This window comes from Afifella sp. YEN Y35 (genome assembly GCF_047553465.1).
Lineage (GTDB): Bacteria > Pseudomonadota > Alphaproteobacteria > Rhizobiales > Afifellaceae > Afifella > Afifella aestuarii.
Window position 1 is genome coordinate 1,848,059 of record NZ_CP180203.1, and the last position, 15,686, is coordinate 1,863,744.

Here is a 15,686-nt window from a genome sequence, read left to right on the forward strand (position 1 = left end):
TCTCACTCTTGGGCCGACCTTTGGAGGCGGAGGATGATCGGCCGGAGAGGGCGTCGGACCGAAAAGCATGTCGAAGCAGCTCATCCTGGATTCTTCGGCAAAGTGCCGACGCATGGAGACTTCGTTTCGGCCGATCTCGACCCCCGCTTTCTCGAGGCATTCAGCGCTTGGTTGCAGCAAGGTTTGGTCGCCGGCCGTCAGGCGCTTGGCGACGCCTGGCGGGAGAGCTTTCTCGCGGCGCCGCCCTGGCGTTTCACCCTGGCGGCGGGACTTTGTGGCCCGCACGGCATGGCTGGCGTCTTGCTGCCGAGCCGCGACCGTATCGGGCGCTGCTTTCCTCTCATTGCTGCGGCCCGTCTCGACGCGGCCACGGACCCGCAACGTGTGGCAGACGACAGAACCTGGTTCACCGCACTCGAAGCCATGGCCGAAACGGCCCTGCAGCCGGATTTCGATCTTATTGTCTTCCGCGACAAGCTAAGGCGCCTGCGCCCACCGACCGTCTTCGGTCACAGCTCACGCCCGTCGGCCTCAATCTCAGAATGGTGGACCGAACGTGGACCGCACGATTGGCCGACCGGCTTTACCGCCGAAGGCCTCCCGACACCGGCGGCGTTCCTCACCATGCTTTCTTCGACGCCTGCCGCAAACAGATCGGCCCTGCACGAGCATTCCCACCTGCCGAGGAGCTTGCACACATCCGTCGGCCGCGACCCCCTTTCCGCCGCAGACGAATCTGCCGAAGCTTTCGAGCATCGACGGATGGCCGACTCTGAAAAGACCCGCAGCCAACATAACCCGATCGAGGCAGTCGGTCCGCCGCTGCGGTTGGCAGCAACTCTCGGCGAGCATCCAGGGCTGCGCTCGTCTCTTCACGCGGATGTTGCCATACAGCGCGACCATCCATCGATCATGGCCGTCGTGGACGGCATCGGCAAAGACGGTGCAGCGCTGCGGGCCGCACAGACAGTCGCTCGGGCAATCAACGACATCCCGCCGCACGAGACCTTGGACCAGCTCGTCGCAGATATCAAAGGCAAGCTCGGACGGGTGCACACGCTGCTCCGGGCAGGGCAAGCGCGGGACATGAACGGAAGCGCCGCAGCTTCTGAGCGCACGTCCGGCGGCGCCAGCGTGGCTTTGCTCGCCCAGTTTGCGGGGCGCTTCTCTGTTTTGTGGGCGGGCGATGTCCGCTGCTACCTATTAAGGGACGGCATGATGCGTGGCTTGACGCGGGATCACGTCGAGGTCGGCATCCGGCGGCGCCTCGCGAGATCCATCGGAGGCCCCGAAACCTCGGTTCTTTTGGATACGTTCAGTGACGGCCTGCAGCCGCATGACCGCTTTCTCCTATGTTCCGCTCCTCTGGTGCGTGCCCTGCCGGAGCGGGCGATCGCCGAGATCCTGCTTCGTGAGGAAAGACCTCGCGCCGTCGATCTCCTCGTACAGGACGCGCTCCTTGCCCAGGTCTCCGACAATGTGACGGCGATCGTGATCGACGCCGAACCGGCGTAGGCGCTTGCCCTAAGAAGACGCACTCGGCGCAGGCGCAGCAGGCAACGGCGGCGGCGACGATTTGAGGAAATTCAGATACTTCGCCCAGTCGACCGACTTCGCGTTGGTGGCATAGAGGATGTCTCCGTCGAGCATCTGGAAACTCTGCATCTGGATGAAACTCGCCGGGTCCTTCATGTTCACCCTGACAATGATCGGCCGCAGCACTGTCGGCGCTGGTGCTCCCGGGCTCTTCCCGGCACTTACGGCTGCCGTGACGGCAGGAACCTTCTGTGTCCGGAAGAGATAGACGTTCAGCGGATCGGCCTGATCGTCACGCAATCCACCTGCCCGACCGATCGCCTTGTCGAGCGTCAACGTTCCGGGCTCGAAGGGAAATTCGCCCGCGCTCTTGAACGCGCCGTAGGTCGTATAAGAGGTCTTCCCTGCCGCCTCGTCCTCACCGAGGAAAATGCGATCTCCCGGGGCAAGCGGGATGTTCTGAGAGGGCGAGGCGAGCACTCGCTCCAACGTGGCCGACGCGCGGTGTCCCCCTCGCTCGACCGTGACCGTGGTTTCCTGTGGCTTGGATTGCGCTCCACCGGCCAGAGCGATCGCGTCCAGAACCGATACGCCTCCCGAAATGGGGAAGCGTCCGGGCGAACGCACCGCGCCATCGACCGTGACAACCGCTCCCGGCTTTTCGATGACGTTGACCACGGCCTGAGGATTGACCGCCGAGCCGCGCAGACCATTGACGATCTGGTTCTGCAGAGCGGCGGGCGTGGACTCGACCACTCGTTGCCGTCCGACGAAGGGCAGAGTTACGAAGCCGGAGGAATCGACCGTGAACCGACCAAGTGCCAACGACCGGCTCGACGTCGACGCAAACAACCCCTCTTCACCGGTGTCGAAAATGGTGACCTCGATCACGTCCCCCGGACGCAGTCGCGTCGCATTGTAACCGACCCGGCCGAGGCGCGAGAGGTCACCCCGAGGGGCAGCCCGGAGGCCTGCCCTCTCATCCAGTCCAGAGTGCAGAGGCTCCATATAGTACGCGGCGACGGAAAGATCGACGACAGGAACAGGCTGACCGGACGGCGAAAGCGTCGTGTTTCGAATTGCTCCGGTCTTCGGTCCGCCCGACGGCAAATACGAAGACGCGCATCCCGCCAACGACAGCAAAACCACCAAAGTGGCTGCACCTCGGTACATTCAATCGCCCCCCAGCAAATCTAATGGAGGCATAGCGAGGCGCTTCTATGAAGACAATGCTATTCTTGCATCTAGGAAATTACCCAATATGCAATAGAAACATAAACACACACTCAAATTCCTCAGAATAATGAGTGACTTAATATATTTCGCTGAATTGAGATAATCTATCGCGACTATGACAGTCGATGCATGTTGCACGATCAACACGGTGAGATCGAGGGAGCGCTCTAAAAGAGGCACAGCATTCGCCGGCCAAAAGCCGCGCGTCATGGCGGCCACAAACGGCCGCCAATGCCATCAACCATGCGGAGCCAAGCTTTGTTCGACGGACTGGCCGAAGCGACGGCTGGATGCAGGCGCGGTTCACCGAGGGAACGGTCTATTTCCTGATCCGCCGACGCGATCTTCAACAGCGCCGCTTCGATGAAGTCGTGGACGTTGATCAGCAGACTTAGCGTGTCTCGTCAGCCCCGCCGATTTCGCTTGCGGTCCATGGCACGGACAAAGGGAACAGCTACGACGAGCATCATCAGGAGATAGGATGTCGTCGTGAAGGGAAACGGCTCCGTAATGCTGTTCGGAAACGCGCTCCCGAGAACCTAAGCAAACGGCAGTGCGCCAAACATAGCGACGGCAACGATCGGCACTCCGGTCAGCCCGCCGAGCCGCGCCTTCCGGGGGCGAAACGGACGAGGCTCAGGATCTCGAAGAGCATCTGGGCGCCGACATGGGCGGTGTTGGTCGAGGGATCGTATTGCGGCGCGACCTCCACCACGTCGCCGCCGACGAAATCGAGGCCCTTGAGACCGCGCAGGATCTCCAGCGCCTCGCGGCTCGTCAGGCCGCCGATTTCCGGCGTGCCGGTACCCGGTGCGATGCTCGGATCGAGGCTGTCGACGTCGAAGCTCAGATAGGTCGGCCCGTCGCCGACGACCTGGCGAGCTCTTTCGACGATCGCCGCGATTCCGATCGCCGAAACCTCCTCGGCGTGAATCACCGTCATCCCGGAATCGTAGGAGAATTCCCAGAGATATTCGGCGGGGCCGCGGATGCCGATCTGGATGGTGCGGGCCGGATCGAGCACACCGTCGAGAACCGCGTTGCGGAACGGGCCGCCGTGGTGAAATTTCGTCAGGTCGTAGGCGCCGCCGGTATCGCAATGCGCGTCAATATGGACGAGCCCGACCGGCGCCTTCCGCCCCACCGCCTTGAGGATCGGATGGGTGACCGAATGGTCGCCTCCGACGGCGAGCGGAACGACGCCGGCGGCGACGATCCTTTCGAAAGCCGCCTCGATGTCCTCGTGGCTCATCTCCAGGCGGTAGCGGCTGCGAAACGGTACGTCGCCGATATCGGCGACCTTCATCTCGAAGGTGGGAGCGGTCTCGAGCACGTGGTTGTACGGGCCGACACGCTCGATGCTGCGAACGGCCCGTGGCCCGAAGCGAGAGCCCGGGCGGTTGGTGACCCCGAGATCCATCGGCACGCCCACGAGGGCGACGTCGAGATCGCCGATGTCCGGATCGGACCAGTCGACCTCGCGGAACGGCGCGTCGAGCAGGGTCGGGATGCCGCTATAGGGCGCGGCCCGGGTGCCGCTCGCCTGAAAAATCCGGTCGGCGACGGCGCGGAATTTCGGATCGTGGACCGATCCGCCGTGGCCGGCATCGTATTTCTCGCGCAGGCGGCGCAGGCGTTCTTCGTGTTGCACGGCCAGATTCCTTTCGATGTGTCGCCTCGATGTGTCGCCCGGCCTATTTCAATCGCTTCGCCAGCCAGGACTGGAAGAGCATGAAGACGGAGACGATGACGAGATAGTAGACGAGCGCGGCGCAATACCATTCGACGAAGCGGAAGGAAGCGGCGATGGCATCGTTGACCACCGCCATGATCTCCCGCAGCGAAATCACGTAGGCGAGCGACGTCGCCTTCAGGAGGTTGATGAATTCGTTGACGAGCGGTGGCAGCGCAACCCGCAACGCCTGAGGCATGATCACCAGCCGAAACGCCTGCAGGCGGCCGAGGCCGAGCGCCTTCGCTGCTTCCCCCTGCCCCGGCCCGATGGCGAGAAGCGCGGCCTTCATGATCTCCGCCATGTAGGCGACGCTGACCAGCACGAAGGAGACGGCCGCCGCGACGAAGGGGATGAACCAGTTCGCCTTCAGGAGCGCCGGGACGACCTGCGGCGCACCGTTCCAGACGACCAGCAGAATGAGGATCACGGGCGCGGCCCGGAAGACCCACACGTAGAGCTGGGCGGGAAGTTTCTGCGCTTTTCGCTTGGAATTCAGCGCGAGCGCCACCGGCAGACAGAGGAAGAACGAAACGGCGAAGACCATGAGCGACAGGATGAGGGCGACCGCAGCGCCCCGCAGCATCGCGGGCGAAAGCAGCGCCGATGCAAACAGTCCGACGTCGAAGGACATATCGCCGTTTCGCCCCTGCCGTCACGAATCGTAGTCGACGTCGAACACCGACGGATCGAGACCATACTTTTTTGCCAGCGCGTCGAAGAAGCCGTCTTCGCGGAGCTTCTTCAGTCCGGCGCGCACGGCAGCAAGATCGTCCGGGTTACGGCGCATGTAGATGCCGTAGGTGAATTCTGACTGCCAGGTGTAAGAAATCGCGAGCTGATCTGGCGCCGCGGCGACGCGGTAGGCGCCCTCCGCCTCCTCCGTCAGCGTGGCGTCGGCCCGGCCGACGAGCACCTGCTGATAGGCGGCCTGCTGTGTCGGATAGGTGTCGACGGTGATCTCGGGCTTGCCGGCGGCCGCAAACTCCTTGTTGAGCGGGTCGACGCGCTCTTCCTGGTAGTAGGTGCCGGATTCCAGCGCCACCGACTTGCCGCTCAGCGTCTCCGGCCCTCCCACCGCGTCGTTCCCGGCCTTCTTCACGATGACCGTAGCCGACTTCATGTAGCGCGCGCCGTCATAGGTCTGGCGGCGCTCGTCGTTGATATAGATGCCGCTGACGATGAGGCCGCAGCGTCCGGAGCCGAGCGTCGGCAGGAGCCCGGCGAATTCGGTGGTGGTGTAGGTGGTCGTGGCGTTCCAGGTGCCGGCAAGCGCGTCGGCGACCTCTATGTCGATGCCAACCGGCACCGTGTCGCCGACATCCTTCTTGAAGGTCAGCGGCGGGAAGTTCGCCGAGGTGCAGACGGCGACCTTGCCATCGGAGACGAAGCTCGGCTCGCCCGCCTGTGCGGCCTGGCTTGCCAGAACGGCGAGCGCCGCCGCGGCCCAAAACGCTTTCATCATGCTCGTTCCCCTTCTTCTACTTGATGTGTTCGACGATGCCGCCCCAGCTCTCGGTGTCGAAGGCGGGAAGGATCAGAGGGTCGACATGGCCGTCGCGGCGGGCCGTGAGCACGTACTGCATCATGGCCGCGTTGCTCGGCATCTCGAACACCTGGACGAAATCGTAGGGCCCCATCACCGCGTAGAAGGCGATGGACCTGCCGCCGAGTGCGGCGACCCGCTCTTCGCTCACCTTCCTGCGCCGGACGCTGTCGGAGAGCTCGGCAAGACCCTTCTCGGTCAGGCGCATCAGCGAGACGTAGCGCTGCGGGAAGGCAGTCTCGGCCGGGCTGGCGCTCATCGGTTGCCCTCCCCAAGCCCCGCTAGGCCTTCCAGGACGGCCGCCGTTTCCGTGATCGCTCCGAAGACGCCGTTCTCCACCGTCACCATGTGGAGCGCCGCCTCGTGGGCGTAGCGGTCGCCGCTGGCGCAGGCATCGGCGATCGTCAGGCACTGGAAATTGCGGTCGCAAGCCTCGCGCAGGGTGGAGTGCACGCAGACATCCGTGGTGCAGCCGGAGAACATGAGATGCGTGATCCCCTGCGCCCGCAGCACATGCTCCAGATCGGTGTAGGTGAAGGCGCCGTTGCAGGTCTTGTCGACGACGATGTCATCGGCCCGGACGTCGATCTCCGGCACGATCTCAAAGCCCGGGCTGGAACGCAGCAGGACGTCGGTGCCTTCGAGGCCGGAAAGGCTGCGGCGCCACTTCTCATAGGCGGTCATGTCGGCGAGGTCGGCGCGATAACCCTGTCGGGTGTGCACGACCCGAATGCCGGCGGCGCGACAGGCGGCGATGAGCTGACCGACGGCCGGCAGGATGGCGCGCAGGGGCGCGGGATCGTAACCCTGCCTGGCGAAGTAACCGTGCGGCGAGAGGAAATCATGCTGCAGATCGATGACGATCAGGGCTGTCGCGCCCGGATCGAGGTTTCCGTCATAGGGAAAATCGAATGGCCTTGCCCGGATCATGCGGCGTCGCCCCCTTTCGTCGGCCTCAAGGCAGCGCAAAACGGCGAAGAAGAAAAGCGACAAATCTCGACGCAAACCGTTCTATATAACTCAACGATCGAACCGCCGGTGACGCATGGCCCGCTCGCTGAGCTTCCTCCACTACCTGCCCGCCTTCCGCGCCGTTGCCAGGCTGAACAGCATCCGCGGTGCCGCCGAGGAATTGAACCTCAGCCCGAGTGCGGTTTCGCTGCAGATCAAGAAGCTCGGCGAGGCGACGGGCATCGAGCTCTTCGACAAGGTCGGCCGCGGCCTCGTCCTGACGCAGGCGGGCGCCGATTTCGCCGAGGCTGTCGCCCTGTCGCTCGGCCAGATCGAGACGGCGATGCGACGGGCAGGCAACCTCGACGCCAGCGCGCGGCCGGCCGCCCTCTCGGTATCGCTGCCGACCGCGCTCGGCGTCGCCTGGCTGAGCTCGGCGGTGGTGGAGTTCGCCGAGAGCCGCAACATCCCGAACCTGACGATCGCCGAGGCGGTCACGGCCGCCGATGTGGACTGGGACGTGGTCGATCTCGCCATCGTCTACGACAACCCGCCCTTCCCCGGCCTGAGCTGGCGGCTCCTTAGCGAGGTGCGGCTTCGGACGGTCTGCGCGCCGATCCTATTTCCCCGCCTCGACCTGCAGCACCGAGACCGCAAGCTCAACGGCATCACCCTCCTGCACGAGGACGAGGGCGAGGAATGGGCGAAATGGGCGGTGGCGGCGCGGGTCAGCCTGCAGGGAAGCGGCAAGGTGCGCGTCAGCACGGTGGCGCAGGCGATCGCCTCAGCCGTCCAGGGCCGCGGCATCGCGCTCGTCTCCGACGTGCTCACCCGCAACTACCTGGCGGAGGGCCGGCTGATCCAGCCGTTCCTCACCTCCATCAACGCGGCCCGCGCCTATTACATCCTCTGCGACACGGACCGGGCGGAGGAGCCACTCGTCCAGAACCTCATCGAGCGTATCCTCGACTACGTCAGGCTGGCCAGGAGCTAGGCTCTTCTCGCCCGGCAGTTCCAGACAGCCGTTCGCGCTGGAGGCGCCCATCCCCGGCTTCGCGCCCTATTCGGCATCCAAGGCGGAGGTTCGCTCTTTCGTGCGCATAAGTGAAATGACCTGTTAGGGCGCGCACACGGCCGTGGTTGCGGTCTTCGGGGTTCGAAGGCTGGCGATGTTTGCAACGACTGACAAATGGACCGCTTGGCCCAATTTATCGGCTAACCCATCTTTCAATCTCACCATGCTGAGAGCGAGTGTGCGACGTGAAAGAGGCGCGGCCTTTGCCAACCGAAAGCGGCGCGAGATAACGGCAAGAAACGGCGGCTGATACCGGCCACCATGAGGAGGCAAGCTTTGTTCGACGGACTGGCCGAAGCGACGGCGGCACTTGCGAACTGGTTCGACCCGCCCCGGCTGGAGCAGGTGGTGGAGGCGTTGGTGCCTGCCATCATCTTCAAGCCTGCAGCGCCCGAGACAAGGCGCCTCGGCGACACCCATATCGGCGGCGTGCCCGACGTGTCAGACGAGTTCGTCTGGCCCCGACCGCCGATACCGAGCGATCCGCGGGAGATAGCCGGGCGCGCAAATGCCGAGATGGGCCGCGAGCTGCGCGCCCATATGGAGCGCGACCTGCCCTACGCCTTCATCGCACAAGTCGACCTCCAGGAAGCGAGCACGCTTGGCGAGGTGGCGGAGATCCTTCCATCAGAAGGTCGGCTTCTCTTCTTCTACGATCATATGACGGGTCCTTGGGACACCGGCACGCGAGCGGCCCGCGTCATCTGGGACACCTCGCCCGCTGCAGGCCTCTCTCAGGCCCGCATGCTTTCCGATCTCGCCGAGGCGGCACAAGCGGAGCTGGAAGCGCTTGCGGACATAAGGCACGACGATGAGGAAGGCACGGTCTACGGCGCGCCGCAACGCGAGATGAAGTTGGCCGCAACCTGGCGCCTCCCGCATCCAGCGTCACTCGACGCCGAAAGGCTTCCCGAATTGCGGTGGGACGCCTCGGGGGACGAGAGCGAACGCTTCCGGGAGGATTATGAAGCGGCCTTGGTGGAATACCACGACATGTACACGGAAGAGCATTGGCGGCGTCAGCAATTGCTCGGCAGCTCCGAACCCGAACAGGACGACCCTCGCCTCGATGCGGTCGTGGTCTCCAAGTTCGGGGTCCAGCACCTGCCGCACGAGCTCTGGCGCGAGAATTTTCCCCGCATCAAGGCGGAAGCCGAGACCTGGACACTCCTGCTGCAGCTCGACATCTCCGACTGGATGCAGGCGCGGTTCACCGAGGGAACGGTCTATTTCCTGATCCGACGAAGCGATCTTGAACAGCGCCGCTTCGATGAAGTCGTCGCCGTTTATCAGCAGACTTAGAGCGTCTCGTTAGCCCCTAGCCGATTTCGCTTGCGTTTCATGGCACGGACAAAGGGAACAAATACGAAGAGCATCATCAGCAGATAGGAGGCCATCGTGACGAGAAACGGACCCATAATGCTGTCCGGAAATGCGCTACCGAGGACGTAAGCAAACGGCAGTGCGCCAAACATAGAGATGGCAACGACCCACTCGCCGGCCAGACGCGAACGTCGCGCCGCTCCGTCTTCTCCAAGGCGAGCCACGCTCGACTGCCAGTTCTTGCCCTCGCGCCTGCCTAAAGCACACGCAACCCCAAAACCTAAAATTATAATTACCAACAGCCCCACGAACACTCCGACCACAACCAGATAATTAGGGAAATCACCCTCAGCCCCCTCCCTATAAATCCAATCAAACAAAATAAAAAATACAATATATAATAATATTCTCGTAATTCCCCTTATAATATACATTTATATCATTTCCGGCGCGCTGCATACATATAAAAACATAACTCCATAAGAATAAAATTATAACTCTATAATTATTTTATACATTGATCCACCCGCCATCTGCAACATCAATCTCCCAGAAACACTTCATTTCGCCTCAGATCTACGTGGTTTGCCAGGATCGCCGTTCGGTCTCCATCACCCTTATGCTGGATGTCGCCGCGATCCGGCCGTGATAGGTCGTAAATATAATCACTCACGACCCCATCATCATCCGATTTCTCTTTGTTTATTGACACAAAATTTCAAAAAATCACCGATAACAACAACCCAAAAGCGAGAACCATCCACCCATACATCGGATCATGTATCATCATATAACATACGGTTATAGTAAAAATAATTGATATTATATATTTTACATATATCATAATAATACCGATTATAATGACGTAATGAATTCATATTCTTCAAATAAGGTGTCGCCGACGACAATGCAGGCGCGTTTCACCAATGGAACGGTCGACTTCCTGATCCGCCGAAGCGATCTTGAACAGCGCCGCCTCGATGAAGTCGTCGCCGTTTATCAGCAGACTTAGAGCTGAAAAAGCCAACGGCGTCGGTCCTTGTTCCCCTCTCTTGGTATGGCTTACTCGAACCGGCAAAGCGGAGGCCGGGGCGTGCCTTTTTGTGTGGCGCTGGTTCCCACGAACCAGCCGCCGCCGAGGGCCATCAGCTTCACCTCGAAGGACATCCAGGCATTGGTGATCTCGCCACCCGTAAGTTTGTGCGCAAGCTCCATGAAGCGGTAACTGGGGGCGTCGTCGCGAAGGCATACGACTTCGCGGGAATCGGTGCGCACAAGCGTGTCGAACTCCCGGTCACGCAGCACCTGCGATCGCCGAATGTCTTCGATATTCGGCACATCGGCGCAATCGCCCGTCAGGACCTGGAATCCGGGAGGCGTTTTGAGCATATCATCGCTATAAAAGGTAATGTCGTGGCTGCGAAGGTTCTCCGCAAGGAACCGCAGATACTCGGTATTGGCTTTCTCACGGCTCCAGCCTCGCGTTTCTTGCACGCGCTCCATGATCGCCGGTCCGTCGATAAAACAGCCGATCTCGTCGAATTCAGCATAGGCGTCGATTAATGTCGTCACGGCCTGCACCTCAGGATCATCGAGGCGGATTTCGCTTCTGACATCGGGCGGCGAAATGCGGCAAAGGCTTGTCGGAAGAACGACCCAATCTCCGGTCCGGATGGTTTCGGCATTATCATCGGCTTCCGCGACCAGAGCGTCGATATCCGTGTCGGAAAAGCCAGCACTTCGGGCGACGGCCCTCGTTAAAGGTCCGATCGCGCAGCCCTGCTCAACAAAGAAATCGACAAGATCCTGCTTTGGCGCAGCATTCGCAATGCCCACCCCTGCGATCAACATGAATACTGGAATCACGGAGGTCTTCGCATTCATGCAACTCTCCCCTTCATCTATGCCCTCCTGAGGGACTCGGCTGAACGCGACATCTCCGAGCGCGCGACCACCGGCCGGACCGATTACAAGTGCGGAGATCGGCAAGGCAATGTCCTCAGCACACGCATGGCCAGAGCGCGCTTCGGTGAACCGTGGTCTATACCGAGCGCCTCCTACCCATTTAAACCGGAGGCTCGCCGGTATTCGAGCCACACATGCCCCCTCTCAGCATCCGGTGATATCTCCGCGAGAAAGTTCATAAAATACATATTTATATTAAATACTATATTTGATATAAAACAATTTAATATAATTATATAAATAATAAACTTTAACCTAATTGAGCAAATATTCCCATCGGCAATGGCATCCACGAAAGTTTGAAAGCTTCCATTCTCTTTGGAGACCCTGAGGAGAAAACGGCTTGGGCCGGGCGTGGGGCCTGGGGCGCGTCGGCTATTCGGCTGTGAGCCGCGACTTCAGTCCAGAAAGAATTGTCGCGGCGAGCGCATCGTAGTCGCCGTCGAAATGGTGTCCGCCCGTCGTCTCGATGATTTCGATGTGTGAATCCGCAAGTGCCGGGCAGACGGTGGCGCGGCTGTCATCGGCGCCATAGACACATTGAAGCTTTGCGGGGTCGATCCGCTCGATCTGAGGCAAAGTCGGATGCGCGGAGGCGGAGGCCACGCCGAGCCATCCCGAAACCGAGATTTCGAAATCTGCGGACGGCGCGGCGCCGAGAAGCGATATCTGCGCGACCTTGGCCTGGTGCGACGCATCGAGAGCGTTGTAGACCTCCGGCATCATATCGGCCCCGAAGGAATAGCCGACGAGCGCGACGTGGCCGACACCCCATTTCGCGGTGTAGACATCGATCAGGCCCGCAAGGTCATGCGCGACCTCCTCGGGCGTTTTCTCCGACCAGAAATAGCGCAAGGAATCGACCCCGACCGTTGGCAACCCTTTCGTCTGGAAGATGCCGGCTATCGTTTTGTCGAGATCCCGCCAGCCACCATCGCCGGAATAGACGATGGCCATCGCATCGACGGTGGGGGCGGCCGGAAGCTCGACGATCGGCATGTCTGGATCACCCTCCTGCGGCTGCGACGCGCGGTCGAGAAGCTCGTCCAGTTTCTCTCCGAACGCAGCCTCCGCCCCCTCTCCATCGGTGACCGAAACCGCGAAATGCGCAGAGATGAGGTTCGCGATATGGGCTCTCGCCTCCTGCGTTGCGGATGAGGAGAAATAGACATCGACCGGATCGGGCAGAGGCCCCGGAGACAGGCCATAGACGGTCTCGCCGGCCACGGTCTCGCGCGGCGCGCCGGAGCAGAGCGGCTTCTTCAAGGAGATTCCGGGCGTCGGATCGAGCGCGAGCGTATGACCCACCGTCGCCTCAGGCGTCTGGGCCGCGATCGCGACCGCCAGGCCGCCGCCGGCGCCCTCTCCGGCGATGATCGGCGCGTGATAGTCCGATGTGCCTGCCTGTCTCTGCAGCGTGTGGCTCAAAGCCTCGATATCGGAAACGAGATAGGCGCAGTCGCCGTCTTCCGCCTCGAGAGCCGCGAGATAACGCGGCAGATCAACGCCGACGACGATCGCGCGATGATCGGCGAGAGAGAGAGCCCTCGCATCGTCGGCCTCGCTCCAGCCGTCGCGATCGGAGATGAGGAAGACGATTCCGCTCACGGGCGCCCCGCGATTGAGGATCCGGGCGATTGCCGGCTGCCCGGAATCGAGGATGGCAGCCGACGCGTCGAAACTCGCCGACCCGCAGAGCACGGCCAGAACCGCGCAAAACAGATGCTTCATTTGGAAACCACCCCGCGTAAACCGCCGCCGATGAGAACCGTGACGTCGGTCAGTGCGATCAGAGGATTGATGCCGCCGGACACGGCCATGTATCTCGGCTCCCAGTGCGGGTCGAACTTGTCCTTGAAGCCGTGCAGCCCCTTGAAATGATAGAACCGCTCGCCGTGCTCGAAGACCGCCCGTCCGACCCGGTTCCAGAGCGTCGCAGCGCTTCCTGAGCGAAACCCGGAGAGCGGTGCCATGCCGAGATCGAACCATTCATATCCCTCTTCCTTGAAGAGAAGGATGAGCTTCAAGAACAGGAAATCCATCGTCCCGTTGGGCGCATCCGGTGCGACGCGCATGAGATCGATCGATGCCTCAAACCGCACCTGCGTGGTGAGAAGCGTCGCAAACGCGATGATCCGCCCCTGATGCCTGAGGCATGCCACCGGTTGCGCCGCGACATAGGCCTCATCGAAAGCCCCGAGCGAAAACGCCTTTTCACGGACGTTGTGATACGACAGCCAGACGTCTGAAACCGCCTTGAGTTCGCCGAGGATTTCCGGAACGCGCTCAGGCGGATAGACGTCGAACTCAAAGCCCGCACGCTCCCCCTTGCGCAACGCATTGCGAAAGTTCGAGCGTCGCCCTCCTTGAAGATCGAAATCGGCCAGCTTCACCTTTGCACTCTCGCCGAGCTTGAAAGCTGCAAGACCCGCATCCGCGTAGAGGCTCAGATCGCGCGGACCGACTTCGTAGAACACGGCACGGCCGCCATGCTGCCGCGCGGTCTCGACGAACTTCCAGACGAGGCCAGGCCAGGACGCTCTCGCACCGACGGGGTCGAAAAGCGCGACCCACGACCGGCCCTGGCGCGCGAACATGATGAAGGCGTCTCCGTCTTCGGAAAACATCAGGCTCTTGTCGCCCATGCGCACCAGATTGGCATCCGGTCGATCCTGTTGCACGGCGATCGCAATGGCGTGTTCCAGCTGCTCGGCGGTCGCCTTTTCGCGAATGCCGGGCCATGGCCTGACGAGAGACCATACGGCAAGTGTCGCGAGTGCGAGCACGATGCCGACGAGCGCGCGAAGGCTGCGCGGCGCATCGGCCGTCACTTCGAACTGCCACCAGAGCTCGTGCGTGTAGGCCACTTCCTTGTAGGCGAACATCATCACGGCGAAGGAGGAAACGAGGATCGTTGCCACGGCCACCAGCCAGCGCAGACTGAAGGTCTCATGCATCAGCGAGGACGGACGCGAAAACTCGGCTCGGGCCGTGAGGAGAGCGACGAGGAGCAGAGACAGAACGACGGTCTCGCCAACGGCAAGAGCCTTCAGCGGTGCGAATGCCAAAGCGAGAAGAGTCGCGACCACGCTTACCCACCAGGCACCGTCGAGCCGGAAAACCAGCCCCCGAGCGGTGATCAGCAAGAGCGTGCCGAGAATGCTCGAGAGGAAATGCGCGCCTTCGATGATGGGGAGCGGAACGAAGGCGTTCAGAAGGCCGAGACGTTGCGGAGCGGCAGGCGTCAGGCCGGACAGAACGAGCATGCCACCCGACAGAAAGCTGAGAGCGCCGAGAACGGGTGGGATGAGTTGGGCAGCGCCCGCCAAAGTCGCGCCCGCGACGGCCCGCCGCGCCTCCAGGCCGATGATCGTAAGAGCCGCAGCGGCAAGAGGCAGCGCGTAATAGATCAGGCGGTAGAGAACCAGGGCGGCGAGCACCCGGTCGACGGGCAAGGTGGCCGAGAGAGCGGCGATCATCACCGTCTCGAAAACGCCAATGCCGGCCGGCACGTGACTGAGCACGCCGAGCGCGACGGCGATGGCGTAGACCGGGACGAAGCCTGCAAAGCCGATCGAATCTTGCGGAAGCAGTACCCACAGAACGGCGGCGGATGCGCTGATATCGAGGAGCGTGATGGCGAGCTGGCGCAGGATCAAGCCGGCCCGGGGCAGCACCACGCGCAGCGAGCGAAACTGCAATGTCCGCGCTCGCCGCAGGGAAACGATGACGGGCGAGAATGCGAGAAGCAGCAATCCGCCTCCCGCAAGATGAAGGAGTGAAACCGGCACCCGGAGAGCCGCAGCAACGGGGTCGCCCGCGAAGATGAGGCCGAGACCGGCCGTTGCCACGAGACCAAGACCGAAGCCCGCCGTGATGAACGCCACGACGCGCGCGATCTCCTCCGGCTTCAGGCCGAGCGGGGTGTAGAAGCGGAAGCGCACCGCGCCGCCGGAGAGCGGCCCGAAACCCGCCGTATTGCCGACGGCATAGGCGCAGAAGGACGCAAGGGCCACGCGTGGATAAGGCAGGCTTTTGCCGGCATAATCCAGTCCCGAGACATCATAGAAGCTCAATGCCAGAAAGCTCAGCGCCGTCAGGGCGCCCGCCGCACCGAGCCGCCACCAGGACACCTCGGAGAGAGCCTCGACGACTGCAGAATACGTAACATCCTGGGCGAGACGGCTGACGGCGAGAGCCATGAAGGCGAGCAGCACCACAAGCAGGATGGGTGCCAGAAAGCGACGCCAGCGCCGACGCGGTTCTCTCTGTCCTTCCAAGCCATTCGGGTCAGAGCTGTCCCCACCGTCAGGCGCCGCAAA

At 62.0% G+C, this 15,686-nt stretch carries 14 protein-coding genes; 3 read left to right on the plus strand and 11 right to left on the minus strand.

Features of this window, described 5'->3' with window-relative positions; genetic code table 11:
* Nucleotides 1–33: 33 nt before the first annotated feature.
* Nucleotides 34–1,515, plus strand: coding sequence for a type VI secretion system-associated protein TagF (gene tagF, locus ACK8CP_RS08740; protein ID WP_414834016.1), 1,482 nt, complete (start codon nucleotides 34–36; stop codon nucleotides 1,513–1,515).
* A gap of 9 nt (nucleotides 1,516–1,524) precedes the next feature.
* On the opposite strand, the gene ACK8CP_RS08745 is transcribed toward tagF, so the two are convergent.
* The 6 genes from ACK8CP_RS08745 to ACK8CP_RS08770 form a co-directional block, all read right to left on the minus strand.
* Nucleotides 1,525–2,427 (minus strand): polysaccharide biosynthesis/export family protein, encoded by a 903-nt coding sequence (locus ACK8CP_RS08745; protein WP_414834017.1) that lies wholly within the window; start codon nucleotides 2,425–2,427, stop codon nucleotides 1,525–1,527.
* 937 nt (nucleotides 2,428–3,364) lie between these two features.
* Nucleotides 3,365–4,423 (minus strand): agmatinase, encoded by a 1,059-nt coding sequence (gene speB, locus ACK8CP_RS08750; RefSeq protein ID WP_414834018.1) that lies wholly within the window; start codon nucleotides 4,421–4,423, stop codon nucleotides 3,365–3,367.
* 43 nt (nucleotides 4,424–4,466) lie between these two features.
* Nucleotides 4,467–5,138, minus strand: coding sequence for an amino acid ABC transporter permease (locus tag ACK8CP_RS08755; protein ID WP_414834019.1), 672 nt, complete (start codon nucleotides 5,136–5,138; stop codon nucleotides 4,467–4,469).
* A gap of 21 nt (nucleotides 5,139–5,159) precedes the next feature.
* On the minus strand, nucleotides 5,160–5,969 hold the full coding sequence (locus tag ACK8CP_RS08760; protein ID WP_414834020.1) for a transporter substrate-binding domain-containing protein: 810 nt from the start codon (nucleotides 5,967–5,969) through the stop codon (nucleotides 5,160–5,162).
* Nucleotides 5,970–5,985: 16 nt separating this feature from the next.
* The gene (locus tag ACK8CP_RS08765; RefSeq protein ID WP_414834021.1) at nucleotides 5,986–6,309 is read right to left on the minus strand and encodes a GYD domain-containing protein; all 324 of its coding nucleotides are present in this window, start codon (nucleotides 6,307–6,309) and stop codon (nucleotides 5,986–5,988) included.
* Nucleotides 6,306–6,980 carry a cysteine hydrolase family protein gene (locus ACK8CP_RS08770; RefSeq protein ID WP_414834022.1) on the minus strand — a complete coding sequence of 225 codons (675 nt, stop codon included), beginning with the start codon at nucleotides 6,978–6,980 and terminating at the stop codon, nucleotides 6,306–6,308. Before ACK8CP_RS08770 ends, ACK8CP_RS08765 begins: the two co-directional genes overlap by 4 nt.
* A 115-nt stretch (nucleotides 6,981–7,095) precedes the next feature.
* Between ACK8CP_RS08770 and ACK8CP_RS08775 the strand changes: the two genes are divergently transcribed.
* Both ACK8CP_RS08775 and ACK8CP_RS08780 read left to right on the plus strand, forming a co-directional pair.
* Entirely contained in the window at nucleotides 7,096–7,995 is a 900-nt protein-coding gene (locus tag ACK8CP_RS08775; RefSeq protein WP_414834023.1) for a LysR family transcriptional regulator, read from the plus strand.
* Nucleotides 7,996–8,352: 357 nt separating this feature from the next.
* Nucleotides 8,353–9,378 carry a DUF1963 domain-containing protein gene (locus tag ACK8CP_RS08780; protein ID WP_414834024.1) on the plus strand — a complete coding sequence of 342 codons (1,026 nt, stop codon included), beginning with the start codon at nucleotides 8,353–8,355 and terminating at the stop codon, nucleotides 9,376–9,378.
* Here the strand turns inward: ACK8CP_RS08780 and ACK8CP_RS08785 are convergent.
* The 5 genes from ACK8CP_RS08785 to mprF form a co-directional block, all read right to left on the minus strand.
* On the minus strand, nucleotides 9,375–9,833 hold the full coding sequence (locus tag ACK8CP_RS08785; RefSeq protein WP_414834025.1) for a hypothetical protein: 459 nt from the start codon (nucleotides 9,831–9,833) through the stop codon (nucleotides 9,375–9,377). The two genes, ACK8CP_RS08780 and ACK8CP_RS08785, sit on opposite strands and share 4 nt — an antisense overlap.
* 449 nt (nucleotides 9,834–10,282) lie before the next feature.
* Nucleotides 10,283–10,426 carry a hypothetical protein gene (locus ACK8CP_RS08790; protein WP_414834026.1) on the minus strand — a complete coding sequence of 48 codons (144 nt, stop codon included), beginning with the start codon at nucleotides 10,424–10,426 and terminating at the stop codon, nucleotides 10,283–10,285.
* Between the two features lie 35 nt (nucleotides 10,427–10,461).
* Nucleotides 10,462–11,283: a hypothetical protein gene (locus ACK8CP_RS08795; RefSeq protein ID WP_414834027.1), complete on the minus strand. Its 822-nt coding sequence runs from the start codon at nucleotides 11,281–11,283 to the stop codon at nucleotides 10,462–10,464.
* Between the two features lie 456 nt (nucleotides 11,284–11,739).
* Complete coding sequence (locus ACK8CP_RS08800; protein WP_414834028.1) at nucleotides 11,740–13,095, minus strand: virulence factor family protein; 1,356 nt, start codon at nucleotides 13,093–13,095, stop codon at nucleotides 11,740–11,742.
* Complete coding sequence (gene mprF, locus ACK8CP_RS08805) at nucleotides 13,092–15,644, minus strand: bifunctional lysylphosphatidylglycerol flippase/synthetase MprF (RefSeq protein ID WP_414834029.1); 2,553 nt, start codon at nucleotides 15,642–15,644, stop codon at nucleotides 13,092–13,094. Before mprF ends, ACK8CP_RS08800 begins: the two co-directional genes overlap by 4 nt.
* Nucleotides 15,645–15,686: the final 42 nt, after the last annotated feature.

Bases quoted from the DNA above. Each gene is read 5' to 3' on its own strand.
- tagF (WP_414834016.1), top strand. From the start codon at position 34: ATGATCGGCCGGAGAGGGCGTCGGACCGAAAAGCATGTCGAAGCAGCT.
- ACK8CP_RS08755 (WP_414834019.1), bottom strand. From the start codon at position 5,138: ATGTCCTTCGACGTCGGACTGTTTGCATCGGCGCTGCTTTCGCCCGCG.
- ACK8CP_RS08760 (WP_414834020.1), bottom strand. From the start codon at position 5,969: ATGATGAAAGCGTTTTGGGCCGCGGCGGCGCTCGCCGTTCTGGCAAGC.
- ACK8CP_RS08765 (WP_414834021.1), bottom strand. From the start codon at position 6,309: ATGAGCGCCAGCCCGGCCGAGACTGCCTTCCCGCAGCGCTACGTCTCG.
- ACK8CP_RS08770 (WP_414834022.1), bottom strand. From the start codon at position 6,980: ATGATCCGGGCAAGGCCATTCGATTTTCCCTATGACGGAAACCTCGAT.
- ACK8CP_RS08775 (WP_414834023.1), top strand. From the start codon at position 7,096: ATGGCCCGCTCGCTGAGCTTCCTCCACTACCTGCCCGCCTTCCGCGCC.
- ACK8CP_RS08785 (WP_414834025.1), bottom strand. From the start codon at position 9,833: ATGTATATTATAAGGGGAATTACGAGAATATTATTATATATTGTATTT.
- ACK8CP_RS08795 (WP_414834027.1), bottom strand. From the start codon at position 11,283: ATGAATGCGAAGACCTCCGTGATTCCAGTATTCATGTTGATCGCAGGG.
- ACK8CP_RS08800 (WP_414834028.1), bottom strand. From the start codon at position 13,095: ATGAAGCATCTGTTTTGCGCGGTTCTGGCCGTGCTCTGCGGGTCGGCG.